Here is a 23136-nt window from a genome sequence, read left to right on the forward strand (position 1 = left end):
TTAACTCATGCCAAGTTAGGCGTTGTTTGCTGAACTTTTTCACGCTGTTTGTTTTGCCATTGCTGATGGATAAATGCGGCAATAAATAAAGTGCAGGTTAATAAGATTAGCCAAAGGGTATAGCTACCACTGTCGCCCAATTGCTGCAGATAAGGCGCGACAATAAAAATTAGTAAGGTCTGCCAAGCGAATACTTGCAAAGAGTGACGACCTAATAAACGTAAGCCGGGAATGTTGAGGGCGTTAGGCCAACGGCTGATGACAAAGCCCAATAAGTAAACCCATAGTAAAAGGTTGAGTATGCGTAACCAGCCAAGCTCGGGCTTATCGGCAAATTGATATAATACGCCCTGATGTATACCCATGGATAAAAAAGCGCCATGGTGGGTAATGAATATGGCAGCCACTACAATCAGTGCTATCCATACTGGAACGTTTGAGGCGTACCAATTAATACTTTGTTGACGTTTGCCATAACCAATAGCCGCTCCCATCATAAATAGTAGCTGCCAAGCCCAAGGATCAAAGTAGCCAACACTAATACCGAGTGCGGGCGAAACGCTTTGATATAGACCAGTTAAGCTAGTTTGTGTAAACCAGCTACTGCTCAACCAAAGGGCAACACTGACGGCTAAAGCTAACCAGCCATAGCCGCGGCGAAAGGCAATGATCACCGCAGGTAACACCAGCATAAAGATGATATACAATGGCAAGATATCAAAATAAGCAGGTCTATTTAGCAGTAATAAGGACAACCAGCTCGCATGCTCTGGCGCTTGGAAAAAATTAGGCATTGACGTTTGATATACGTCTCGTGCGCTGGGATAAATGGATATTGCTATCCAAGCCACAGCGAGCACTAATAATAAGCAAATAATGTGATAACAATAAATAGTCCAAGCGCGATGGACAGCCTTGCTAACAACCTGCTTATTGGAGTATTTGTCGGCACTGTAAATCAGGCCAGCAAGTAACCCCGAAATAAAAATAAATCCTTCTGCTGCGCCTACTTGACCTAAAGGCTGCAAAGTAAAATATTGTAAAAATGTATTGCCACCACTTATCCAAACTAAGTGATTTATTGTCATTAGAACTAATAACAGCCCTCTAAGTGCATCTAATGCATGGATCCTGTTCATGGGTGCCTCCTTGTATGATGCTTTTAGCTTAGGAGGAACAACAAAATAAAACTGACCGAAAATGCGCTTTTAACAGTTTTAACGAATTTGACGGTGGTTGAATAATTGTTAACACTACGTTTTTCTATTTCTAAGGTTGTAACAATGACAATACCCGTAACCATGCAGGAAAAAATGACCCGTGTTTGTGATGAAAAAATCGCCAAGAAAGGTGAAGGTGTAGGCCTGTCTTTTTATGCTTTTTTCGCTAACAAAAACACCGAACCAAGTACCTTAATGGCGGTAGCAAAGTGGTGGATTGAAACTCATCAACTTGATCATTTTGAGAAAGCGGTAAAGATTAAAGCGATGGTTGAGGACATAAAAACACCACCAAAACACTGATTTTTGTTACACTGGCCAACCTATTTTTGATCAGCTAGTTGCTATGTCTTTTTCTCAATTAATCAGTGACCCTCAACTTCACCAAGCGCTGTTAGAGCTTAACTATCAACAGCCCACAGCCATCCAAAGCCAAGCTATTCCGATGATTTTAGCGGGGCGAGATGTGATGGCGGGCGCGCAGACGGGCACTGGTAAAACCGCCGCATTTTTACTGCCTATGTTACAACGATTAAACGAGCAACCAGTGCCGGCTGATGGCGTAAAGCCAGTGCGAGGACTGGTACTGACACCGACGCGAGAGCTAGCGGTGCAAGTGGAACATAGCTTTCAGCAATATGCTAAGCATTGTTCGTTAACAGCGGCAGTGGTTTATGGCGGCGTAAGTATCGCTGCGCAAGTTAAACGTTTTAAACAAGGCGTTGACGTGATTGTGGCGACACCGGGGCGTTTACTTGATCACCTCAGGCAGGGTAACTTGACGTTGAATGAACTGAGTTACTTAGTGTTTGATGAAGCGGATCGCATGTTAGACATGGGCTTTGCTGACGAGATTAATGGGATTTTGCAACGACTGCCGAGCAAGCGTCAGACCTTATTATTTTCCGCTACCTTCGACGATGCTATTTTTAAGCTAAGTAAGCGGTTGCTAACAGATCCTGTATTCATTGAAGTGGACAATCGTAATAGTGTCGCCGCACCCGTTGAACAAATTGTTTATGCTGTGGACGATGATAGAAAAGTCGATCTCATCTCGTTTTTGTTGAAAAAAAAGCCCGACCAACAAAGCCTTATTTTTAGTCGTACCAAGCAAGGCGTTGACCAAATTGCTAAGCAGCTGCAAGCAAAAGGGTTGGCGGCTCATGCCTTTCATGGTGATTTATCGCAAGCTGTGCGAGAGCAAGTACTTAATGAGTTCAAAATGGGTGACTTGAACGTGCTGGTGGCCACTGATGTGGCGGCACGGGGTTTGGACATTGCGCAATTAGGTTGTGTGATTAATATGGAGCTGCCTTTTGTTGCCCAAGATTATGTGCACCGTATTGGCCGTACTGGGCGTGCGGGTCAAGCAGGCTTGGCCATTACCTTATTAAGCCCCGATGAAGAATGGCGCTTAGAAGAAATAGAACTGTTAATTGATCAGCGTTTAGCGGCGCAATGGCTCGCGGGCTTTGAGCCTGATTTAACTAAGAGTGCCCCCATTGATAAGAAAAATAGCCGTGGCGCACAAAAACGCCGCGCTAAAAAGCGGGCGTTTGGCAATAAAAAGCGTTGAATAACGTAGTTAAGCAGAATTAAGCTGAGCGTGCTCGGCGTTGCTTCAGATCCCATATCAGGGTGCTCAAAACTAAGATGGCGGTTAATGGAATTATCACATATGCCGCTACTTGACCCAGCGGTGTTTGATAGCCCGATTGTATGGCACTGCTAATTAAATAAGCGGTGTAAACTAAGTACAACACAAAGAAGTTAATCCCTTCCAAACGGCTTAAGGCAGCGCCTGTAAAAAATAACGGTACACACAATAAAGCAACACCCAGCATGACGGGGAGATCAAGGTTAATTAATGCCGCATCAGCAGTTAGCCCGCTTGGCGCAATCAAGCCTGATACGCCCAGTACCGCTAACAAGTTAAATACATTACTACCAATGACGTTACCAACAGCAATATCACGCTGTCCTTTTACGGTGGCAACTAGCGAGGTGACCACCTCAGGTAGTGATGTACCAATGGCGACGATGGTTAAACCAATAACCGCCTCACTCACGCCAAATGACTGCGCAATAGCCACCGCATTTGCTACGAGCAGTTGCGCGCCGATAACCAACAAGGCAAAACCCGCGATAACCCAAAGCACGTTTTGCCACCAAGGTGCTGCAGCCATATTGTCATCATCTTCAGTTTCGGGCGGGCTCTTTTTGCCCTGAATAAATAAAAAGCTGGTGTAGCTAATTAACAGCACCACGAGTATCGCAGCATCAATACGGCTTAACATACCGTCGCTAACCAGCCAAAACACTAAGGCTGAAATCGCAACCATGATAGGTACATCTTGCTTTATAAGCTGCTTAGAAATCACTAAAGGAGAAATAATCGCGGCTAAGCCAAGAATAAACAGCACGTTAAAGATATTACTGCCGACGACATTGGCTATTGCCATCTCGGTTTCGCCAGAAAAGGCTGCGCCAATACTCACCGCTAACTCAGGTGCACTGGTGCCAAAAGCCACCACTGTTAAACCAACCACCAAGCTTGGAATACCTGCGCTTAAGGCTAATCGCGCCGCGCCTTTCACTAAACAATCTGCACCGTAAATCAGTAACACTAGGCCTAACACTAACAATAAATAAACCACTATTTTGCCTCTAAAGTTGGCGTTGTCATGATCGCGATAGTAAGGCTTTTTATAGCGCGAAGATAGAGGCTAATAAACAAATAAATTTGTTTTGATTATCGCTCAACTTGTTACTCTAAGTTTTTGTAATATAAAGAATTAAAGTGACAGTGATATAAGTAGCAGAATAGGTAAGCTAACTAAGGCTGAAGCGTTACCAAATAACACCATTGCAGCCACCTTATGGGGCTCATTTTGGTAACGCTCGGCGTAGAGGTAGTTCATTACCGCAGGCGGTAGCATACTAAATAACAAGATCATTTTTAGGTGTAAGCTAGGTAAGGGAATAAACAAATAGACTAAGGTAAACGACACCGCGCCAGTGAGTAAACTCAGACCAATATTAATAAGCCCTATTTTTAAGCCATCAAGTTGCAACTGAGTCATCTGAGAGCCCAGCGCTAATAGCATTACAGGAATCGCTGCTTGACCAAGTAATTGGGTCGCCTCGGCAATGGGCTGGTAAATGTGTACTTGGCCAAGATTAAGGGTTATAGCCGCCAAAGCAGCAATAAATAGCGGCGTTTTAAAGGCGCTGACTAAGTTTTGCCAGCCCCGCTGGTTACTTAATATCAAGCTGCCAAAAATCACATGCAAACAAGTAGACACCACAAACAATAATACCGCAGCCTCAGCCGCAACGGCGCCGAAAGCATAGCCAAACAAAGGAATGGCTAAATTGCCACTGTTGCGGAACATTAAGGTGGGCGCCCAGCTTTTAAAGTTCATTGATTTTGGCGCAAGGCAGATAAAAAGGACGCCCGGCAACAGCAACACAGACAAGGCGGCGATAATTAAAGGACCTTGGCTCATGTTTAGGGGCATCGCCACCAAGGATGAAAAAACGAGGGCGGGCACAAATACATCGATATTAAGGCGATTGATTGGCGCAAAATTAATATTCATGGTTTTGCCCACCCAAAAGCCCACTAAGACCAAGGAAAAAACGGGCAGTAAAATAGCGATTACTTGGCTAAGCATAAAAGCAGGCTTCTATTACAGTAAGAAACTCATGACGTTATCTTAATTTTAAGCAAAATGACAGGAGCGAAGAGTGTGAGTTGTTGAATGCATAAGCAGCCTTAAGTGACTTTTACTAGATGCTGTAAGCACAAAACGAAGCACTCGTATGCCTGTGTTATAAGGTTAAACCAATGTACTGATCCTAGGGTTTAGGGCGTTCATAAGAAAGTGAGCAAATAAGCCGGTATCCACATTTAACCTTGCTTCCATGGTCAGATAATCTTGGCCAAAGCCATTAGGTTGAAATTGATTATTATAACGTTCCGTTAACTCGTTGAGCTGCAATGAGCCGCGCAGCTCATCTTGCTGTAATTCGTTATAGCCAACTGAGTCTCGGTGTTTTAAGCCATAAACGATACCAGTATGAAGCTGAGTAAACGCCTCTTTTAACTTATCATTGTTAGCAATCTCCTGCTCCAGTTCAGATAAGGTTTCAGGTGATAGGTTTGCCCCTGATAGCTTTAAAGTGCCATCTTTTTGCAGCGACAGATCCAGCTCACTAAGATCTAGATCAGGGTTTTCAGCCATTTGTTTTTCTTTAAATGCTGCGAACTCGTACACGCTAGTTTGTAATGCTGACTGAGTTTTGGTCATTTCTTCCATATAAAGAAGCATACGTTGCGACACTTCTTCATCAAGGCGCTGAGATAACTCAGTTGAGATCCCATGAGCTAGATCGAAGGACACTTGCTCCTGACGAGTCGAGTGGGTCACTTCGTGATTTTTATCCTTTATTTTCTCTATCGGCTGCTGCTCACTTCGGTTCAATTGTGGCTGAACTGGTAGCCTATTTGATTGCTTAATAACCACCATGTTGATGCTCCCTTACGTATGTAAACTTACTTCTGTTGGGGGTTGAGTACCATGACTTGGAATTGTCGTCTGTAACATCGCTTTCTTTGGCATCGGCAAATACAGCAAAAAATTTACATTTATGGCTGGCAATGTTTATATTAACTACCAAGCTTTAAGCAAGTATGCCAACTATTGGAGGTTTTATGCAACAGAAGCAAATAAAGAAGTGGTTAGCTCATGGTGGAGAAACTGATTGTATTTTATATACTTATGCTGACTCTTCCTATTATCGACCAGAAGTCATTGTGCATAATGCGCCTGAGCCTATCACCAATAGTAGTGGTGAAACTATCCATTTTAACAGCTTGGTTAATGCCAAGGAGGGAATGAAAAAATTAGGCTTTGATTCGGTAATCTTAAAACTCGATTTACCTTACGATGAAATGCTGGGTGAAAAAGTATCAGCTAATGAATGTTTTCAAGAAATGAAAATTTGTCTCTAATCGACCCTTAGGGTGGAGTCATCAGTGCTTAGCCCTGCATCCTGCGATGTGTAAAAGCAATCATAGAAGCTTATTTTTAATGGCTTGAGCTATGGTGATCAATGCCATAGCTCAAGCCAGTCTCAGGTTACTATTGTTGACCGGTATTAACTTCACCTTCTTCTTCTAAAATTTCAGAGCTGGCTAAGTACAAGAAATGTAAATGGCGCTCATACTGGGTGATCGCATCCGCAATAATTTGCTCTTGGGTATAGCCGAAAACATCATATTGCTGGCCGCCTTGTAGTAAGAATACTTCAGCGCGGTAGTAATCATCATGCTTTTCTTCGGCATAGGCTGGCACCGCAAAGTGACGTAATCGAATACCATAAGAGAAATTTTCTGCTTCTTCTTTGTAGATAGTTAAGCGGATTTTTTCACTGTCTTCAATCAATTTTGCTTTAAGACCCGTTTGCTCAAACTGCTCACAGAGTTCAGTTAATGCTGGGCGAACGATATGTTCAATAAATCGCTCAGCCTGATTTAAACCAGGGTGAACCAATAACGTATTTAAGCGCTCTTTCCAGTGGATCTGACTTTGGGTAAATTGAACTGACGTATTGTGGCTTTGCACACTTTTTTGCAACATTAAATCATGACGTAGCGCCTTAAATAAACCATAGCAAAATAGCATCATGATGAACATGAATGGGAATGCGCTGGCAATGGTTAAGGTTTGCAGGGCTTGTAAGCCTCCCGCAAATAGCAGTGTCGAAGCGATGATGCCAATCATGCTGGTCCAAAAAATACGCTGCCACAATGGTGTGTCTTGCTCGCCACCTGCGGTTAGGGTATCAATAACCAGGGCGCCAGAGTCTGCAGAGGTAATAAAGAATGTTGTTACCAGCAATACAGCAATAAAGGACAAGAATGAAGAAAGCGGAAATTGCTCAAAGAAAATAAAGATAGCAATAGCCACATTATCATTTACTGCTTGAGCTAATAAGTGCGCAGTATCACCTGCAATCATGTGAATGGCACTGTTGCCAAATACGGTCATCCATAAGAAGGTAAAACCAGCTGGGATGAAAAGCACGCCGACGATAAATTCACGAATGGTACGACCACGAGAAACGCGCGCAATAAATATTCCAACAAAAGGAGACCAAGATATCCACCAGCCCCAATACAACATGGTCCAGCCACCCAGCCAGTCTTCTTTTGGATCATAGGCGTACATATTAAATGTGCTGTTCACCAACTCGCTCATATAGGTGCCGGTATTTTCTACAAATGATTGCAGAAGTAATTCTGTTGGCCCCAATAGTAAAATGCCAACTAATAGGGTAAGTGCCAATATCATATTGAGATTGGAGAGGCGCTTAATCCCGCCATCTAAACCTAAGATCACCGAGCCTGTGGCTAAAACGGTGATAATAATAATCAGCCCTAGTTGGATTAAGGGGGTTTGAGGTAATTCAAATAAATGCATTAAGCCAGCGTTAAGTTGCTGCACGCCAAAACCTAAAGATGTGGCTACACCAAATAGTGTCCCCACAACTGCAAAGGTGTCCACGGCGTGGCCTAGGGGGCCGTATATTCGATCGCCTATTAATGGATATAAAGCAGAGCGTGGCAACAGTGGTAACTTGTGGCGATAAGAGAAATAAGCCAAAGATAATGCGACCACGGCATAAATAGCCCAAGCATGTAGGCCCCAGTGGAAGAAAGTGATGCGCATGGCTTCTTTTGCTGCCGCTATGGTGGCGGCATCGCCAATTGGCGGGCTTAAATAATGCATCACGGGCTCAGCCACACCGAAAAACATTAAGCCAATGCCCATGCCAGCGGAGAACAACATAGAGAACCACGACACATTGGTGTAATCCGGCTCACTGTGATCGGGACCAAGCTTAAGGTCGCCTAAGCGGCTGACCATAATGCAAACGGTAAAAATGAGGAAGATAGCGACAGCTAAAATGTAAATCCAGCTGACTTTACTGACCAGCCAAGATTGAACTTCGCCAAAAAACTGACCACTAAGATCAGGCTTTAAAGCGGCAATAAAAGCGATAGAAACCGCAATAAGTAACGAAGAGATAAAAACGGGTTTATTTATTTTTGTTTGTATTTCCATAATAAGTCTTTGGTTGAAGGCGCGCCCTAAGGGTCATTTCCTTAGATCACGATGACTGCTTAACAGAGCGCGAAGCAAAAAGGGCTTCACAACGTAAGCAAATACTCACTAATAAATGAGTGTAAAACAGCCAAAAGATACACAGAGATAACGGTTATCGGTTAAGTTATCCTGCTTACATGTGTTTGTTCAGTAGCTAATGCTAGCACAAAACACCATTCTTTTGTTAAATAGCGATGGATTGTTTTAGTTTTCGTGGCAGGTATTACCGCTTTACAGCAGCTTTATACTGGGGCAAAAAATCACTTTACCCCTTACAAAACAACTATTTCGAAACCTATTGATTATTGACTATAGGTTATCGTAAAAATGAAGTTGCGGCGTGTAATAGCGCTTAACCTCTTTGGGAGCTTGACACTCAGATGTCATTGTCGATTTATCTAATAAAATCCAATCTCTGCGATGCGCGTTGCCAATCAAGACTCCTTTATTGAGATCAAAGCAAACCACCCCTTTATCACGCGCTTGAGTTAAAATGTAGCGATTATCTTTTTCGTTCATCCATAACCAAGCATTTCGATATTGTTCGGGATGGCTGCTCAAGTAGCTAAAGTGAGTCATCGGGATGGTTGAAAATAGTAAAAACTGTTCTTTTAATAAGGTTAAGCCTAGCTCGCCTTCTGCGCCGATACGCTCTTTAACGGTTGCCATTATTTGCTTCGCGGGCGTTCTGGTTGGGTTCATTAATACATACCCTAATGAACCATAAAGCAACCAAGTTACGGCAAGCGCCGCGCCAAAACGAGGTAATGTTAATTGCAGTTTATAGCGCCATAGGGCTGCGATCCAAGTTGCTGCGGCCAAAGCGAATAAAGCGGCAAATGGCAATAACTCGTCACCGAGCTGTTTCGTCAATTTTGATGAACCTATTAAGCTCATTATCGTGGCAGTGATGAATACCAAGGCAAATATAGCAGCAAAACCCGTTAGCACTTTATTCACCCAGCTTGCCACCCTAGTTTGGCTGATGATAGCTGCCATCGCGAGCGCTAGCATTGGCAGCGCGGGTAAAATATAAACGCCGCGCTTACCCGGGCTAATACTAAAGAAAATAACCACACAGACGACCCAAACTAATAGCGTTTGTAATAATGGCGATGCCTTTATTTCAACCCAACTTTTTTTACTAAATAGAAATAAATAAAGTGGGAACCACAATAACGGCACAACACTCACTATAAAGTAATACCAAGGCTTTAAGTGGCCGGTTGGGTTCGCGTAACGTTGCGCTGTTTGCTGCAGCAGAATGTTATCTCGATAAGCAGTAAAGTCGGGGTTATCTTTGCTGGCTGCAAAATACAACACCGGCAGCAGCCAGAGCATTAAAGTACCTAGCATGGTTAATGGGCCAAACCATAGTTTGAAATTGATAGGTGCTGCAAATTGTTCCTTTTTTACAAAATGAAGAAAAAGCAAAGGCACAAAAATAAGTAAGGGTAAAAAGCCAACTCCTTTGGTGAGAATGCCAAGCGCCATACACACCCAACTAAATAAATACCAGCGCATGTTTGGCTTGACAAAAAAATGCCGAACTAAACCATACATAGTAACCGTGATCCAACAAGCCACCATGGCATCTATCTGCGCGGCTTTTGCCTGAATGACAAATTGCGGTGCTATTAATAGCAGCATCGATGCATTTCGCGCAGTGTTAACATTCCAAAGTTTAGCGGCAAGATCAAACACACATAGCAAGGTGATTAATCCCGCGATGGCGTTAGGAATTAAAAATGTCGCGGAGAGATTTCCTGTGAGTTTATAAAGTAGCGCGATGGACCACATAAAAATCGGTGGCTTGTCGGGATAAAGCTCGCCTCCTCGTAGTGGGAAAAACCAGCGACCCGAATCAACCATTTCTTTAGCAGCTTCAACAAAACGAGGCTCGTCCGCTGGCCAAGGGTCACGCAGTCCGATACCCATAAAGATAATGCAAAAAGCAATAAATAGAATGAACAGCAAATTGCTGTAATAGCGGTCGTTAAAAAATGATTTATCCATTAGTTTGAAACTTCCATTTTTAAATTTTCTAGGCGCTGCTTGATGTGATCACGGTAAAGTAGGGTTGATAAAATGAAGCTAATTAATGCCATGATAATACTGATATAAAGCATGGTGCTGTTCGCATCATTCATGCCATCGCCAACGAGAGAAAAGATGATTGTTTGTGGCAAATAACCAACTAAGCTAGCAGTAATAAACGGGAAGAAAGGAACACTGCCGCCACCTGACAAGGTGTTGGTGAGTAAATTGCTGCCAAAAGGAAATAGGCGGAGTGTTAGGATTTTTAAAAATGGCTTGTGCTTAGCAAAGCGACTAAATTTTTCCATCCGTAGAGGTAGCTTTTTATGTAAGGTATTTTTTAAATACAGGTTGGCGATAAAATAATTCGCCGCAGCTGCAACGAGGCAAGTAAATAGCGCAAGGCTTACTCCTATCATCACGCCATATAAATAAGCAAATAAAAAAGCCACGACTTGGCGAGGCCCACCGATAAAAAGAAATAAAATGCTGGTGATGAAAATGGTGAAATGAGCACTGTTACCATGCTGAGTAATGTAATCTTCTAGCCATAGAGAATCGGCGAGGTGGAGCCAAATGGGGGAATCTATGCTGACGGCCAATACGCTCAGTAGCGTGACGAATAAGGTGATTTTGACCCATTTCATATACCTGTGTTACTCAATTTCTTCGCTAATAATTCGCGGTAATTTGGTTCGCTTGCGCAGCCACATCACGCCAAACATATCGACAACACCCACCCACGCTCGGCTCCATGCGGTGTAGTTTGATTGCCCTACTGCACGGTTGCGATGATTTACTGGACAGACCACAATTTTGCCGTTGATTCTTTTAACCAGTGCCGGCAAAAATCGATGCATATGATCAAAATAGGGAAGGGCTTGAAAAGTACGTTTGGGAAAGACCTTTAAACCACAACCAGAGTCGGGCACGCCATCATTTAAAAAGCGTTGGCGAATACCATTGGCTATTTTTGATTGTAGCCTTACCCAAGGCGTATCCAATCGTTTATTGCGAAATCCGGCAATACAAAAATGCTCTGTTTGTACCTGCTGCGCAGCTTGCAATAATGCGGGAATGTCAGCCGGATCATTTTGGCCATCAGCATCAGACGTTACAATCCATTCTCCTTTGGCATGAAAGATACCGGTATGCAGTGCTGTGCTTTGTCCACAACTGGCTTCATGACTGATTACTTGCAATTGGCATTGACTTTGAGCGGCAAACTCTTTTGCTTCTATCACTGTGTTATCTTTGCTGCCATCATTGACCAATACCACCTCAAACTGAATGTTACCTAAGGCGTGTAATACTTCGCTGATTTCTTTAATCAGTAGGCCGATGTTGCCTTGTTCATTTTTAGCTGGAATGACGACTGACACAAATGGATGCATAACATACTCAGTGAGATAGATAAAAACTGACGGCCTGCTGTGGGGTGAAAGCTTAGTCTTAGCGTTTTCTAGCCGCAAAATTAGTATAGTATTTTCAATAAGCTGTTAAGAATATAGCGCCAAGATGACAAAAATATTAAGTGGTAGCGCACATTCTGCTTTATGCTCCCAGCAAGGGGAGGTGTTTGATTTTGCGATAGGTAAGTGCCATTAACAAACACTGCTTAAGCACAGCATCTGGTAGAGGTTGGCTTAAAGGCAATAGCATGGCGCGATTACCTGCAAAGGTGATGGTTGGATAAGTGCTAAACAATTCTCGAAAGGTATCTATCAAGCGGGTTTTGCAGTTAAAAAATAAGCAGTAATGATCGGGGTGATTGGCTTTCCAGTCGAACCGCACTGGACTGCCATGCTTAACAGCATAGCTGGGCTCACCCCACTTCAATGATTCTTCTACTTTACCCAGTTGGTGTTGCTGACAAAGCTCGAAAATGATCGCCCTGAGTTGCAGCAATTTGGGCTTTACCGAACTGGGGTAATCATTAAATTTATCTTGTACATCAGCTGGCATCTCAGTTGGCATGGCAATCCTTTTATGCTGAAAGTGAAGTTAAGCTGTGAACTGAACCTGCTTTATTTTTTAATGCTTGCTCAACACGGGCTTGATACAGCTTAAGTTGGCTAAATCCCTCAATGATAGATGCCAGTGGCGTTGGCATATCATGGTTATCAATGTTCTTAACAATGGCATAAGCAAACAAATCAAAACGGCTAAATGTATCGCCACAAATAAACGTATTTTTACTGAGGTGTGCTTCCAATGCCACAAAGCATTGCTCAGCAGCTTGCAATACTTGTTTAAGACTAAAGCGTCCTACCCCCTGTGAATATAGATTTTTTAGCACTAACTTTCGAGACTGCTTGGCAATAAAAGGTCGGGCTGGCCACTTTAAACCGCTGAAAAATGCTTGTTCTAATATTTTCCAACTGGCTTCTGGGTGCCAACGACAATATACCATCAACCAGTATAAATGTTGTTCAAGAGCCACTTGCCAAACGTAACCTTGGCTTTGTTGTAATGAGGTTAAGCCTTCATCAATGGCGTAATCATTGATTAATCGCTGCAATATGAGCTCAGAATCGCCTAAGGTTTCCCCTTGGTAAACAGCAAAAGGAATTTTCTTATAGGGCCCATCCATGGGCAGAGCAGCTTCTATTTTGAATGGGATTTGGTAGTAGCGTAAAAATAACTCAACTTTGGCACAAAATGGGCTGGCATTAATGCCGTCAAACTCAACGGCAGTCTGTTTTAAAATTAACATGGCGCTCTCCTTGAAAGTGAATTTCATCATAGCGCTAGCGAGTGACAATATGTGTCAGTAGTAAAGTTGGGCTGCTACTTTTGCTAATTTAATCGCAATGTAATTTATCAAGGGGGGCTGCAGGGCAAATGCGTGAGTGTTTTTTTGAACGATAAGTGACGTTTTCTTAGACGAATATCTGCCGCAGCGAAGCGGTAGTTAAGTCATCAAGGATGATTTTAGGACGTTTCGTTTAATAAAATGCTACTTATTAGAAGGTCATGCTCAAATATTGTTTGTTCATGCGTTCGCCCTTGGGATTACTGGATCTGACTAGGTTGCGTGTAGCGGTTGATGATGGTCTCTATGGTGCCATCTTGCCACATTTGTTCAAGAGAGTGATTAAGTTTGTTGATGAGTTGCTCTTTATTATGGATTTTTGCTGCTTTAGAAATAATTAAATAGGCTGGTTTAGGTTCATGCATAGGCCTGCTCATGTCGTACAGTTGATTCGCTACTCCCATTTCTTTTGCTTTATTTAAGACTACGGTTTTGCCATTGATATAAAAGTCGATTCTATCCATTAACAGCATCCGAATGCCTGATTCGGTCGACTTTATTTCTGAAATCGCAAAACGCTGCTCAGCTTTAGCTTGATCAAATTCAGGGTTGACACTGTAGCCGCTGGAAATACCAATGCGCTTGCCATACAGATCACTGGTTTGGCTATAGCTGTTGATGTTACCTTTATGAGTAAAAATGCTAAATACACTGGTATGCAGTGGATAATCTAAGTAAGTCGCAAAGGCTTCACGCTCGGTGGTTTTGTAGGCGGAAAACAAAGCATCGACAGTACCGTTTCGAAGATAGGTAAGCGCTCGTTTCCAAGGCATACATTCAATTGTAAAGGGGGACTCAATACGGTGAAATAGCTCAGTAATGATATCGATATCAATACCTTTTGCTTGCTGTTCATCACACCAAATAAAAGGTTTGAAGTCTTGGAGAGTTACGATTCTAAGTGCTTTCTCAACGGGCGCTGCGACAGTAAAGAAGGGGAATATTAAACTCAGTAGTATGATGAAAGTGAGGCGGGATTTATTCTGAGTCGGCATAAAATTAACCTGAAATATATGAATTTTAACTGAAATATAGCTTGTTCAATATTTTTTAGCCATCTGTTGTGTTGCTTCATATTGCTCTGGGGTTCATTTGATTATGCTTGTAGGTTAATCTTTTTAGGCTATGTCTTATGTGAGGCGTTTGTTTTACATGGTTTTTTACCTATTTAGGCACCGCTTGGCGGGTTCTAGATATGTTCTTTATGATGTTAATTTAATACTTGCGCTGGGTATATTTTAAAGGGGTTAATGGGGTGCATTAACATGGGTGATAGTGGGGAGCGAAATGATAGCGCAAAGTAAATGGCAAAATTTAAAGCGTTGGGTTCAGAAGGCTGAGCCTAACGAGCGCATACTTGGTTTGGGTTATGTGCGCTGTGTTAGTGCGCAACAAATACGTGATTTACAGTCTCAGCATAATTTCTTGGTGATTATCGTACAAGGTACAAAATGGGTTTCGTCTTCCTGTAGTGATATTGCTGTGAAAGCGGGACAGGGGATCGTTTTTCCCGCTCACGTAAACTTTACTATCACCAACACCCCTAAAGACGGCGCTTTCTACGCTTTGGTGTTATTTTTTACGCCAGAGCAAATTAGCTCAGTACAGCAGCAGTACGGAAAAATCCTTCAACAGTCGCAGGCCAAAAAACAAACGTTTATGCCTTTTACCGTTGACGAAACGGTACTTTCAGCGGTGTTACACCTGTTGGACGCTTATCAATCGGGGCTTGCACCAGCGTTATTAGACCATAGATATACGGAGATTTTATTGTCATTGCTACTCAGTGGCCATGGCAATTCCCTGTTTCAACTGCCGCAATCTAAGTGGAGTGACAAGGTCTCACAATTGTTCAGTTTAGATCCTGCCTTTGACTGGTCGGTAGCAAATGTATCAGCACGTTTGAACCTGAGTGAAACCACCTTAAGCCGACGCTTGAAAGAAGAACAAACCAGTTTTAGACAGTTATTAGTCGATGCACGGTTAGGCCATGGTTTACATTTGTTACAAAGTGGTATTGAAAAGCGACCTATTGCTTTTGTTAGTGAGCTTTGTGGGTATCAATCGGCTTCAACATTTAGCGCCAAATTTAAACAACGTTTTGGCATGCTACCGTCAGAATTGCAAAAAACGGTGATTTGAGCTTTTCGCGTTAATTGTTGGCTGTTTCTCGGCCTTGTTTGGTTTTACGTTGCTTTATTCTGGTTGCATCTTAAATAGAAGGGAGCATCAAGATGAAACGCTTAAGTACGTTAGTTTTATTATCTGGGTTAGCCGCGTCGGCACAGGCCCTAGAGTTACAAAGTAATGATTTAGCAGATGGTGGAACCATCAGCGCTAAGCATGTTTTTGATCAATGGGGTTGTGAAGGGCAAAACATATCTCCCCATTTAAGTTGGAGTGATATTCCAGAGGGCACCAAAAGTTTTGTGTTAACGGTGTATGATCCTGACGCGCCAACCATCAGTGGGTTTTGGCATTGGGTGGCATTTAATATTCCCGCCAACGTGACAGAACTAAAGCAAGGCGCAGGCGCGATGGATGGCCAAACAATGCCCGTTGGCAGCGTACAATCTAAAACCGATTTTAATCAAGTTGGCTATGGTGGTCCATGTCCTCCGCAAGGTCACGGCCAGCACCGTTATCAGTTTTCAATTCATGCCATGAAGGTTGAAAAAATTGATTTTGGACCTGAGATTAACCCTGCTTTAATTGGCTATCAAATCTACCTCAATGGTATTGAATCAGCCACTATTACCGCCACTTATCATCGCGATTAACAGGTGCCGCCTCAGTTTCGTCTGAGGCGTAACTCGCTCAGCTATTAAAACCTTATTCAGTGATGACGTGGGGATATATCTGTATCGATTAATTAATATTACTTAATAGTTTATCGCAAGTTGCTTTCAATGCAGCTAGCTCTTCAACAGGTAATTCACTTTTGCAAAACATTGTATAGGGAATGGATTTCGCCTGTGTCTTTAGTGTTTTACCTGCCTCGGTTAACCATATTTCACGTACCCGTTCATCTGTTAAACCACGCTTTCTATCGAGTAAACCTTTTGTTTCAAGGCGCTTTAATAGGGGCGTTAACGTACCTGAATCAAGATGTAACTTAGCGCCCATGTCTTTTACGTTAATGCCATTATTGGCCCATAGCACTAACATAGCGAGGTATTGCGGGTAGGTTAAATCGATAGCTTCGAGCAGGGGGCGATAAGCTCGAATAATCGCATTTGCCGCGCTGTATAGCGAAAAGCATACTTGATTTTCAAGCATTAGTTCACCTGACTCATTTGTGGTCACATCGGCTTGGTGCGTAACATGGGCTTGCTTGTCGGTCATGAAATACTCCAAAAGAAAATAGTGATGCAATTAAATTGCGCACAATATACTTGCATTATAAATCCAGATCGACCTATACTGCGACATAAATTGAATTGTGCGCAACTTAATTGCTGGCAATTATATTAAATCAGTAACCATACCCATGAGAGGAATCATTATGTCTGCATTATATTCAACCACTGCATCCGCATTATCAGGCCGTAACGGTCAAGTTTCTACCGATGACGGTAAATTGTCTTTAAGCCTTAGTTATCCTAAAGAGCTGGGTGGCACCGGTGAGGCGACTAACCCAGAGCAGCTGTTTGCTGCTGGTTATGCGGCGTGTTTCTCTAATGCCATTTTGCATGTGGCGCGCGAGCAAAAATTAGCGCTTAGTCAAGCACCGGTTACGGCTCAAGTTGGCTTAGTGGCCAATGAAGCGGGCGGCTTTGCTTTAACGGTAAGCCTAAGTGTCACGCTCGAGTTGGAGCAAGATGCCGCACAGCAACTGGTCGCGGTCGCTCATCAAGTTTGTCCTTACTCAAACGCGGTTAAAGGCAATATCGATGTAAAACTGAGTGTGAATGGTGCAGCGCTGTAATGGATAAAGCATTAATCACGACTGGCCGAGTATTATTAGCGCTGTATTTTTTATTGCCCGGCATTATGAAATTTGTTGCTTGGGACATGCATGTTGCGCTAATGGAAAAGCATCAAATGATGTTAATCCCAGTTTTACTTGCAGCGGCAGGCATAGTACAGATTGGCGCAGCTCTGTTCATTCTAGCTAATCGCTACACCGCCATCTGTGCATTAGTACTTGCGGGCATGGTGCTGCTGATCAACATTAATCTGCATGATTTTTGGAATTTCACTGGCATGGAAGGCGCGCACGAGCAGCAAAACTTTGTTAAAAACTTGGCTATTTTTGCAGGTTTATTATTACTGGCAGGGCACAGCTGGAAAGGCAGCTTTAACCGAAATAATTAAATCGAAAACAACAATTTGTTAGCTCCGTTGGCCGCTACTTAAACAGCGGCCTTTTTGTTGCTAATGCTCATCTCGGGTTCAATGGCGTTGTTAATGCCGATTTGAACATTCCTTTCACTTCGTCGTTATTGACTCTATTTTAGCAGCAGCTTAATTCGCCGATTTTGGCTAAACCCATTAACTCTCCGGCTCTAGCTTTACTCGATAAATAAGTGAATTTTTGATCGCAAGAATATTTTGGATTGATGCTAACAACTAAGTCTAATTTGCCATCGTCATCCATATCGCCCGCCCAGTGCATGTTAACATTCGGTTCATCAATGAACACGGTGTCGTTGGTTGATGTTTCATCCCAAAGTACTTGTTTTTGTTTCGCACAGGTTAAGATTATCGCCATTTTGTCTTGTATAACATCATGTTCGCTGGTGAGAAGGCAGTGTTGTTGGTTAAGCTGCAATGAAATGGCTTCATTTGGTGTATGAAAAGTTAACTTGCCACTCACTATGGCATCAACGCGTTCATTTGCAATGGCGTGACAGGAGATCAGTAGACCAAGAAATGAAATTAATTTAGGCTTCATCTGTGTTATTGGTCTGTATAAAAGAAGTAGGGGCATTTTGATAAATACTAATATAGCTAAGGTTGATAACATTAGCTGATTATTATTACCAACCGCCTGGTGAGAATGCCCCTTTCGTTAGTTACCGATGTAGCTCACCTTCACGCTCTGGTTGATACAGCACCTCGATAATTTCTACCTTAACTAAGCCTCCACCAGGTTTAGGCCACTCTATTTGGTCGCCTTCAGATAGGCCTAATAAAGCAGTGCCAATCGGCGCAAGAATAGAAATTTTTTCGCTATTATCGCCTGCTGTATTATTTATCGCACTTGGATAAGACAAGGTATAAGCAAGCTCTTTGTCTGAATTGGCTACTTTAAAGCGAACAGTTGAGTTCATGGTTACCGTGTTAGGTGGCATCTGCTCGGGCTCAACAATATTCGCGCGATCTAGCTCAGCTTGCAGTCCATCCTTGCCTGGAAATTCTTTATCCCCCAAGGAATCAAGTAGTTTTTCTAGTCGATCGGCATCGAGAGATGAAATGGTAATGCTAGGGCTTTGGGTCATTTTTTACCTACAGAAGAAAAATCATGGTTTGGTTTATCCTGAAATAGACTGAGTTAACTGAGTCAATCCATTGATGATGCTAGACAAACCGACTTTTACGCGCATTTATCAGTTGCGTGATAGCAACGTATTTTTTTAATTAATTTAACAAGTTAACACCAAGTTAAATGGGGTTCAATAGGTGTTTGTATGGATAGCGCTAATTGGACTAAACGATTATTTGATAAGCTGCAAAATTGCTTTGAACTCCGGTGCTCGGCAATCGGCGACCAGTTCGTATAAGCACATTTCAACGCAGCTGATGCTGGCCCCTTGCGCCATCAGCTTTTTAATCGCGAGGCTTTTATTGGGTGATGAGCGAGAAGCGACGCCATCTTTCAATAGCTCAATTTGATAGCCAAGTTGTAATAAGCTGGAAGTAGTTTGATAGACACAAATATGGGCTTCAATACCGCAGATTATCCAAGTGGTGACAGTGGAAGCTTTTATTGCGGCCACAAATTCTGGCTCAGCGCAGGCATCAAAAGTATATTTTGCTATTGCTTCAACCGGGTCTAAAGCGCTTTGTAACAAGGGGCTGGTGGAGCCTAATTTAGCTGGGTTTTGCTCTAGATAGATGATCGGCAGATTGAGCGCTTTAGCGCCGCTGATCATAATGTGAATTTGTTTTAACAGCGCTTCACTATCCGTAACAATATCAGCCAACTTACCTTGTACGTCGATGACAATGAGCCCCGTTTTATTTTTGTCTAACATGTTCATGCTCCTGCTACGTTATGTCGGCGCTTTGATAATCATGGTTAACTTAAGCTTATCTTTAGTAATGCCAAGTTCAGCCTATTAGATCTGTGGGCTTAATCAGATAGCTAGACGTTAAGGCCAGCAGTCACAAGGCAAATCGGGCAGATCGCAATGCTTACTCTTGCTACAGCTCCATGCATCACAAGCGATGCTTGGATCGCAGCAATCATACCACTTGTCTTTTTCTTTACGCTTTTTGCCTTTATCTGAGCGGTTGAGGTTATTCGCACTTTGTAGCGTTTGATAGGCTTGCTTACAGTCTTTGATACGCAAACGAATGGCGCGGTAGCCATGGTATAAGCCATCGGCTTTGACTATCTCCAGCACCGCATGAGAGCAAGATGGGCCTTGATGTAAATGGGCATGCGCGCAGCGAAAACCTTTGTAAGGTGAGATAAAGCGTTGATAGCCACGGATCATGGCAATGGCTAATAGCTTCAAGGTTACTTCCTGTTCAAGTTGGAATGGCTAACCATCATTAACATTATGTTTTATTGATGTTAATTCGGCTTGTTGAATTGTTCAATAGCTACCGCAGAGTAATATCAGTTCCATACTGGGCGTAATATACCTTTGGAGCGAAGTGAGTTAACACCTGCCCCTGTCGCATAACATTATTAGTCGCCGTTTTGTCGGAATATAACAGAGATGCTGAACTAGAACGGTAAGGCGCTGTTTACCTTAGATAAAAATAGTGTAAATATTGAGGGTATGTTTAGGCGCTGTTTTGGGGCGTTTTATCACCCCATTATGGGGCTAATAAGCTGTTAGAAATAAATCGGAGTATCGGTAATGAAGCAAGTTTTGGTAATTCTTTTCATTTTATTAATAGTGGGCTGTAACACCACCCCACAAGTACCTCTTCCAGTAGAAAGCTTTCACTTAACATCAACAGATCCAGAGTATGGTTATATTGCAGAAAAACCTATAGAGCTAGGTGGTTTTTTACGAGGCTCAAAAAGTGAAGGTGCTCATGTACAATATTTTGAAGGTCTTTTAGGTCCAAATGGAGAACAAGTAAAAGTTTCACGAATTGGTAGTTGTTGCGCATTTGAAGATAAGTCTATGCCTTTTGGCGGAGGTTTACTTGACCGCTACCAACTTACATATAAAGGGCAAAATAAGCCCGCGATTATTTACGTCAATTTATACAAATTTAATAAACCCTTAGCACCTAAAGGATTTGCTCTGCTGTAAATTATTTCTAAGAGAAAGACAAAGACAGGGCACCCTCCTAAATTTGACCAAGAAAGACAGGAAGAAAGACAGGACACCCTCCTAAATTTGAAGCCTATCACATCTTGCGCCATAGTTAAGTGACCATCTATCAAGCTGGATAAAGGTTATGACACTACCGCGCAAGCAGCTTATTTGCCCAGAATCGACCCCTTATTATCATGTTACTAGCCGCTGTGTACGCCGCGCTTTTCTGTGTGGCGTTGACCGCTACACACAGCAAAGTTACGAGCACCGCAAGCCTTGGGTGGTGGATAAGGTAAAGCAACTAGCTAGCATCTTCACCATCAATATTTGTGCCTATGCCATTATGAGCAATCATTACCACCTGATTTTGCATATTGATACCAAGCGTAACCGCGACTTAACTGATGCTGAGGTGGCCTATCGCTGGCAGCAATTATTCGCTTTGCCATTATTGGTGGGTGATTGGTTAGCCGAGAAACCACAAAACAGTGCTGAAAAGGTGGTGGTTAGTGAGTGTATTGCCAAATGGCGTGGCAGACTGATGGACATCAGCTGGTTTATGCGCTGCCTTAATGAAGATATCGCACGCAAGGCCAATAAAGAAGACGGCTGTAAGGGCCACTTCTGGGAAAGCCGCTTTAAAAGCCAAGCATTACTGGATGAAAAAGCGCTGCTGACTTGCATGGCCTATGTTGACCTGAACCCGATTCGCGCAGGTATGTGTCAGACGGTTGAAGAGCAAGAGTTCACTTCAATACAAGCGCGTTTACAGCAATGGCATGCCAATCATCACAACGCGGAAACCAGCCCAAGCAAAACCCAGTTACTCCCCTTTGAAAAGCAATTCGACACTCAACAACCCACCGAAATCCCTTACTATTTCGAAGAATATTTACACCTTGTTGACTGGACGGGTCGCGCCATTCGCGATGATAAGCGCGGTTTTATCCCCGCCAACCAACCTAAGCTGTTGCAAAGCTTGGGCATTGAGCAAGAAATTTGGTTACATTTGGTGAAAGATTTTAGTCGCAGCTTTGGCAGTGCAGCAGGTAGCTGGGAAGCATTGACTCATCACAGTGAGTTCGCGGGCCATTGTTGGTCTCGCGGTCAGGTTGCTTGCCACCAACTGAGTGGTTACGGCTAAGCCATACTCATTAATTTATCGTTTGATATCAAATGCTTTGAATAAGTAGGTTTTGGTGCGCCGATATTTCAGATAATATACATTTGTTCGCTTATGTTGAACGCTTATGTTGAACGCTTAGGTGCTTGCTCGCATCGCTTATGATTAGAAAGAAGCGGCTTTTTGACAGCGCTATAAGTTCAATTGGGCGGGTAAAGTTGGTCAGTTTTTAAGAGGGTGTCCAGTATTTATTCTGTATTTATTCCTGGTAATTCAAAGCCCCATTTTACTACAGCGGCAATAATGCCTTGGGCACCAAGGGCGGCGGCAAAGGCAGGACACCCTCTTAAACTTGAAGCTGGCCGTGGAGAAGTTGCTCTGCATTTAAGAGGGTGTCCAGTTCGTCGTTTCGGAAGATGACGTGTAAAACGGTGTTATAACAAACAAGAATAGGTGTCGCGCAGCCGACACTCCAGCCAAGCGGTCAAACAAGCTCAACACTTGGATGCCACAACTGAAACGCAAACTGATGGGATACCGAAATTACTTTGGCTTGCCTGACAACTGTTTCAGCCTCGATAAACTGTAGACTTATCTGCTGCACAGTCTGTATAAATGGCTGAATAGGTGAAGTGGTAGGTGCAGTTAAAATTGTTTTATTTTCAATGAGATATTGATGTATTTCGCGATGGAAAGGCCAAGGGTGTGTAAGCGATTTATTCATGTAGACTGGTACTGGGTGCGTGTTGATTTACACGCGTGAATATATAACTGAAGAGCCCAAAAGCTCGATGCGGTCTTGTGTTTTAAATGAAGCGCACGTCCGGATCTGTGTGGGGTAGGCCCAGTAGTGGGTCGCTCTACCACGATTGAGTAATGCCAATATTGAGGTTTCAATGGTAACTGGAAGTTGTTTGTGCGGTAATGTTAAATATGAAATATCCGGTGAAGTCGGCGATATAGTTCATTGTCACTGTAAAACCTGTCGTAAAGCTCATGGTTCTGCATTCTCAAGTATTGCAGGTGTTAAAGATTCAGATTTTAAGTTGGTAGGTGATGTAAAATTAGGTTGTTATGAATCGTCTCCTGGCAAAAACAGATATTTCTGTCCAAATTGCGCTACTCAAATATACGCAAAAAAGGATGGTACTAAGCATATAGTTTTACGCTTGGGTTCATTAGATGATGATCTTAAATCTAAAGAACTCAATCATATTTGGGTTTCTCAAAAAGCGAATTGGTATACGTTAAATAGCAACCTACCAGAGTACCTTGAATTCGAGTAATACTCATACAAGTCATTACAGTGCAGGACTTC

The 23136-nt window shown here is 42.8% G+C and carries 26 protein-coding genes; 10 read left to right on the forward strand and 16 right to left on the reverse strand.

What is annotated here, in order from left to right; genetic code table 11:
- Nucleotides 1-5 precede the first annotated feature (5 nt).
- Nucleotides 6-1139, reverse strand: a complete 1134-nt coding sequence (gene opgC / locus K1M91_RS02925) for an OpgC domain-containing protein (RefSeq protein WP_232800066.1) — start codon at nt 1137-1139, stop codon at nt 6-8.
- 150 nt (nt 1140-1289) lie between these two features.
- On the opposite strand from opgC, the gene K1M91_RS02930 reads away from it, so the two are divergent.
- Together K1M91_RS02930 and K1M91_RS02935 are read left to right on the forward strand one after the other, a co-directional pair.
- On the forward strand, nt 1290-1523 hold the full coding sequence (locus tag K1M91_RS02930) for a DUF6500 family protein (RefSeq protein WP_232800316.1): 234 nt from the start codon (nt 1290-1292) through the stop codon (nt 1521-1523).
- Between the two features lie 43 nt (nt 1524-1566).
- Nucleotides 1567-2796: a DEAD/DEAH box helicase gene (locus K1M91_RS02935; RefSeq protein WP_232800067.1), complete on the forward strand. Its 1230-nt coding sequence runs from the start codon at nt 1567-1569 to the stop codon at nt 2794-2796.
- Between the two features lie 19 nt (nt 2797-2815).
- Here K1M91_RS02935 and K1M91_RS02940 read toward each other — a convergent pair whose 3' ends face one another.
- From K1M91_RS02940 to K1M91_RS02950, 3 genes are all read right to left on the reverse strand, one after another.
- A complete protein-coding gene (locus tag K1M91_RS02940; RefSeq protein WP_232800068.1) occupies nt 2816-3877 on the reverse strand; it encodes a calcium/sodium antiporter in 1062 nt (353 codons plus the stop codon).
- Between the two features lie 138 nt (nt 3878-4015).
- On the reverse strand, nt 4016-4897 hold the full coding sequence (locus tag K1M91_RS02945; protein WP_232800069.1) for an AEC family transporter: 882 nt from the start codon (nt 4895-4897) through the stop codon (nt 4016-4018).
- 165 nt (nt 4898-5062) lie between these two features.
- Nucleotides 5063-5752: a hypothetical protein gene (locus K1M91_RS02950; RefSeq protein ID WP_232800070.1), complete on the reverse strand. Its 690-nt coding sequence runs from the start codon at nt 5750-5752 to the stop codon at nt 5063-5065.
- Between the two features lie 185 nt (nt 5753-5937).
- Here K1M91_RS02950 and K1M91_RS02955 point away from each other — a divergent pair, with 185 nt between their 5' ends.
- A complete protein-coding gene (locus K1M91_RS02955; protein WP_232800071.1) occupies nt 5938-6237 on the forward strand; it encodes a DUF6482 family protein in 300 nt (99 codons plus the stop codon).
- A gap of 130 nt (nt 6238-6367) precedes the next feature.
- Here K1M91_RS02955 and K1M91_RS02960 read toward each other — a convergent pair whose 3' ends face one another.
- The 7 genes from K1M91_RS02960 to K1M91_RS02990 form a co-directional block, all read right to left on the reverse strand.
- Complete coding sequence (locus K1M91_RS02960) at nt 6368-8353, reverse strand: BCCT family transporter (protein WP_232800072.1); 1986 nt, start codon at nt 8351-8353, stop codon at nt 6368-6370.
- 351 nt (nt 8354-8704) lie between these two features.
- A complete protein-coding gene (locus K1M91_RS02965) occupies nt 8705-10411 on the reverse strand; it encodes a glycosyltransferase family 39 protein (RefSeq protein ID WP_232800073.1) in 1707 nt (568 codons plus the stop codon).
- Nucleotides 10411-11079 carry a VTT domain-containing protein gene (locus K1M91_RS02970; RefSeq protein ID WP_232800074.1) on the reverse strand — a complete coding sequence of 223 codons (669 nt, stop codon included), beginning with the start codon at nt 11077-11079 and terminating at the stop codon, nt 10411-10413. The genes K1M91_RS02965 and K1M91_RS02970 overlap by 1 nt, the downstream gene beginning before the upstream one ends.
- Nucleotides 11080-11088: 9 nt before the next feature.
- On the reverse strand, nt 11089-11826 hold the full coding sequence (locus tag K1M91_RS02975; RefSeq protein ID WP_232800075.1) for a glycosyltransferase family 2 protein: 738 nt from the start codon (nt 11824-11826) through the stop codon (nt 11089-11091).
- 160 nt (nt 11827-11986) lie between these two features.
- A complete protein-coding gene (locus tag K1M91_RS02980; RefSeq protein WP_232800317.1) occupies nt 11987-12397 on the reverse strand; it encodes a DUF1801 domain-containing protein in 411 nt (136 codons plus the stop codon).
- 22 nt (nt 12398-12419) lie between these two features.
- A complete protein-coding gene (locus K1M91_RS02985; RefSeq protein WP_232800076.1) occupies nt 12420-13148 on the reverse strand; it encodes a glutathione S-transferase family protein in 729 nt (242 codons plus the stop codon).
- A gap of 299 nt (nt 13149-13447) precedes the next feature.
- The gene (locus tag K1M91_RS02990) at nt 13448-14242 is read right to left on the reverse strand and encodes a transporter substrate-binding domain-containing protein (RefSeq protein WP_232800077.1); all 795 of its coding nucleotides are present in this window, start codon (nt 14240-14242) and stop codon (nt 13448-13450) included.
- 292 nt (nt 14243-14534) lie between these two features.
- Between K1M91_RS02990 and K1M91_RS02995 the strand changes: the two genes are divergently transcribed.
- Both K1M91_RS02995 and K1M91_RS03000 read left to right on the forward strand, forming a co-directional pair.
- Nucleotides 14535-15389 carry a helix-turn-helix domain-containing protein gene (locus tag K1M91_RS02995; protein ID WP_232800078.1) on the forward strand — a complete coding sequence of 285 codons (855 nt, stop codon included), beginning with the start codon at nt 14535-14537 and terminating at the stop codon, nt 15387-15389.
- A gap of 92 nt (nt 15390-15481) precedes the next feature.
- Nucleotides 15482-16027 carry a YbhB/YbcL family Raf kinase inhibitor-like protein gene (locus tag K1M91_RS03000; RefSeq protein ID WP_232800079.1) on the forward strand — a complete coding sequence of 182 codons (546 nt, stop codon included), beginning with the start codon at nt 15482-15484 and terminating at the stop codon, nt 16025-16027.
- Between the two features lie 88 nt (nt 16028-16115).
- On the opposite strand, the gene K1M91_RS03005 is transcribed toward K1M91_RS03000, so the two are convergent.
- Nucleotides 16116-16526, reverse strand: coding sequence for a MarR family transcriptional regulator (locus K1M91_RS03005; protein ID WP_232800318.1), 411 nt, complete (start codon nt 16524-16526; stop codon nt 16116-16118).
- Nucleotides 16527-16752: 226 nt separating this feature from the next.
- Between K1M91_RS03005 and K1M91_RS03010 the strand changes: the two genes are divergently transcribed.
- Nucleotides 16753-17175, forward strand: coding sequence for an organic hydroperoxide resistance protein (locus K1M91_RS03010; protein ID WP_282561080.1), 423 nt, complete (start codon nt 16753-16755; stop codon nt 17173-17175).
- Nucleotides 17175-17564, forward strand: a complete 390-nt coding sequence (locus tag K1M91_RS03015) for a DoxX family protein (protein WP_232800081.1) — start codon at nt 17175-17177, stop codon at nt 17562-17564. The genes K1M91_RS03010 and K1M91_RS03015 overlap by 1 nt, the downstream gene beginning before the upstream one ends.
- A 139-nt stretch (nt 17565-17703) precedes the next feature.
- Here the strand turns inward: K1M91_RS03015 and K1M91_RS03020 are convergent, their stop codons facing one another.
- From K1M91_RS03020 to yidD, 4 genes are all read right to left on the reverse strand, one after another.
- Nucleotides 17704-18144 carry a hypothetical protein gene (locus K1M91_RS03020; RefSeq protein WP_232800082.1) on the reverse strand — a complete coding sequence of 147 codons (441 nt, stop codon included), beginning with the start codon at nt 18142-18144 and terminating at the stop codon, nt 17704-17706.
- A gap of 121 nt (nt 18145-18265) precedes the next feature.
- Entirely contained in the window at nt 18266-18691 is a 426-nt protein-coding gene (gene rnk, locus K1M91_RS03025) for a nucleoside diphosphate kinase regulator (protein WP_232800083.1), read from the reverse strand.
- Between the two features lie 216 nt (nt 18692-18907).
- Nucleotides 18908-19447: an isochorismatase family protein gene (locus tag K1M91_RS03030; protein ID WP_232800084.1), complete on the reverse strand. Its 540-nt coding sequence runs from the start codon at nt 19445-19447 to the stop codon at nt 18908-18910.
- Nucleotides 19448-19564: 117 nt separating this feature from the next.
- Nucleotides 19565-19933, reverse strand: a complete 369-nt coding sequence (gene yidD, locus K1M91_RS03035) for a membrane protein insertion efficiency factor YidD (protein WP_232800085.1) — start codon at nt 19931-19933, stop codon at nt 19565-19567.
- A gap of 351 nt (nt 19934-20284) precedes the next feature.
- Here yidD and K1M91_RS03040 point away from each other — a divergent pair, with 351 nt between their 5' ends.
- The 3 genes from K1M91_RS03040 to K1M91_RS03050 all read left to right on the forward strand — a co-directional run bounded on the left by K1M91_RS03040 (nt 20285) and on the right by K1M91_RS03050 (nt 23104).
- Entirely contained in the window at nt 20285-20689 is a 405-nt protein-coding gene (locus tag K1M91_RS03040; protein ID WP_232800086.1) for a hypothetical protein, read from the forward strand.
- 148 nt (nt 20690-20837) lie between these two features.
- A complete protein-coding gene (locus K1M91_RS03045; RefSeq protein WP_232800087.1) occupies nt 20838-21839 on the forward strand; it encodes a transposase in 1002 nt (333 codons plus the stop codon).
- Between the two features lie 848 nt (nt 21840-22687).
- The gene (locus tag K1M91_RS03050; protein ID WP_232800088.1) at nt 22688-23104 is read left to right on the forward strand and encodes a GFA family protein; all 417 of its coding nucleotides are present in this window, start codon (nt 22688-22690) and stop codon (nt 23102-23104) included.
- The last annotated feature ends 32 nt before the right edge of the window (nt 23105-23136 follow it).

It is taken from the genome of Motilimonas sp. E26 (genome assembly GCF_021278025.1).
GTDB lineage: Bacteria > Pseudomonadota > Gammaproteobacteria > Enterobacterales > CBDFNC01 > Motilimonas.

What these genes read in the sequence shown, in the direction of transcription:
- opgC (WP_232800066.1), bottom strand. Translation starts at nt 1,139, where the DNA reads ATGAACAGGATCCATGCATTAGATGCACTTAGAGGGCTGTTATTAGTT.
- K1M91_RS02935 (WP_232800067.1), top strand. Translation starts at nt 1,567, where the DNA reads ATGTCTTTTTCTCAATTAATCAGTGACCCTCAACTTCACCAAGCGCTG.
- K1M91_RS02945 (WP_232800069.1), bottom strand. Translation starts at nt 4,897, where the DNA reads ATGCTTAGCCAAGTAATCGCTATTTTACTGCCCGTTTTTTCCTTGGTC.
- K1M91_RS02950 (WP_232800070.1), bottom strand. Translation starts at nt 5,752, where the DNA reads ATGGTGGTTATTAAGCAATCAAATAGGCTACCAGTTCAGCCACAATTG.
- K1M91_RS02955 (WP_232800071.1), top strand. Translation starts at nt 5,938, where the DNA reads ATGCAACAGAAGCAAATAAAGAAGTGGTTAGCTCATGGTGGAGAAACT.
- K1M91_RS02960 (WP_232800072.1), bottom strand. Translation starts at nt 8,353, where the DNA reads ATGGAAATACAAACAAAAATAAATAAACCCGTTTTTATCTCTTCGTTA.
- K1M91_RS02965 (WP_232800073.1), bottom strand. Translation starts at nt 10,411, where the DNA reads ATGGATAAATCATTTTTTAACGACCGCTATTACAGCAATTTGCTGTTC.
- K1M91_RS02970 (WP_232800074.1), bottom strand. Translation starts at nt 11,079, where the DNA reads ATGAAATGGGTCAAAATCACCTTATTCGTCACGCTACTGAGCGTATTG.
- K1M91_RS02975 (WP_232800075.1), bottom strand. Translation starts at nt 11,826, where the DNA reads ATGCATCCATTTGTGTCAGTCGTCATTCCAGCTAAAAATGAACAAGGC.
- K1M91_RS02980 (WP_232800317.1), bottom strand. Translation starts at nt 12,397, where the DNA reads ATGCCAGCTGATGTACAAGATAAATTTAATGATTACCCCAGTTCGGTA.
- K1M91_RS02985 (WP_232800076.1), bottom strand. Translation starts at nt 13,148, where the DNA reads ATGTTAATTTTAAAACAGACTGCCGTTGAGTTTGACGGCATTAATGCC.
- K1M91_RS02990 (WP_232800077.1), bottom strand. Translation starts at nt 14,242, where the DNA reads ATGCCGACTCAGAATAAATCCCGCCTCACTTTCATCATACTACTGAGT.
- K1M91_RS02995 (WP_232800078.1), top strand. Translation starts at nt 14,535, where the DNA reads ATGATAGCGCAAAGTAAATGGCAAAATTTAAAGCGTTGGGTTCAGAAG.
- K1M91_RS03000 (WP_232800079.1), top strand. Translation starts at nt 15,482, where the DNA reads ATGAAACGCTTAAGTACGTTAGTTTTATTATCTGGGTTAGCCGCGTCG.
- K1M91_RS03005 (WP_232800318.1), bottom strand. Translation starts at nt 16,526, where the DNA reads ATGCTTGAAAATCAAGTATGCTTTTCGCTATACAGCGCGGCAAATGCG.
- K1M91_RS03010 (WP_282561080.1), top strand. Translation starts at nt 16,753, where the DNA reads ATGTCTGCATTATATTCAACCACTGCATCCGCATTATCAGGCCGTAAC.
- K1M91_RS03015 (WP_232800081.1), top strand. Translation starts at nt 17,175, where the DNA reads ATGGATAAAGCATTAATCACGACTGGCCGAGTATTATTAGCGCTGTAT.
- K1M91_RS03020 (WP_232800082.1), bottom strand. Translation starts at nt 18,144, where the DNA reads ATGAAGCCTAAATTAATTTCATTTCTTGGTCTACTGATCTCCTGTCAC.
- rnk (WP_232800083.1), bottom strand. Translation starts at nt 18,691, where the DNA reads ATGACCCAAAGCCCTAGCATTACCATTTCATCTCTCGATGCCGATCGA.
- K1M91_RS03030 (WP_232800084.1), bottom strand. Translation starts at nt 19,447, where the DNA reads ATGTTAGACAAAAATAAAACGGGGCTCATTGTCATCGACGTACAAGGT.
- K1M91_RS03040 (WP_232800086.1), top strand. Translation starts at nt 20,285, where the DNA reads ATGAAGCAAGTTTTGGTAATTCTTTTCATTTTATTAATAGTGGGCTGT.
- K1M91_RS03045 (WP_232800087.1), top strand. Translation starts at nt 20,838, where the DNA reads ATGACACTACCGCGCAAGCAGCTTATTTGCCCAGAATCGACCCCTTAT.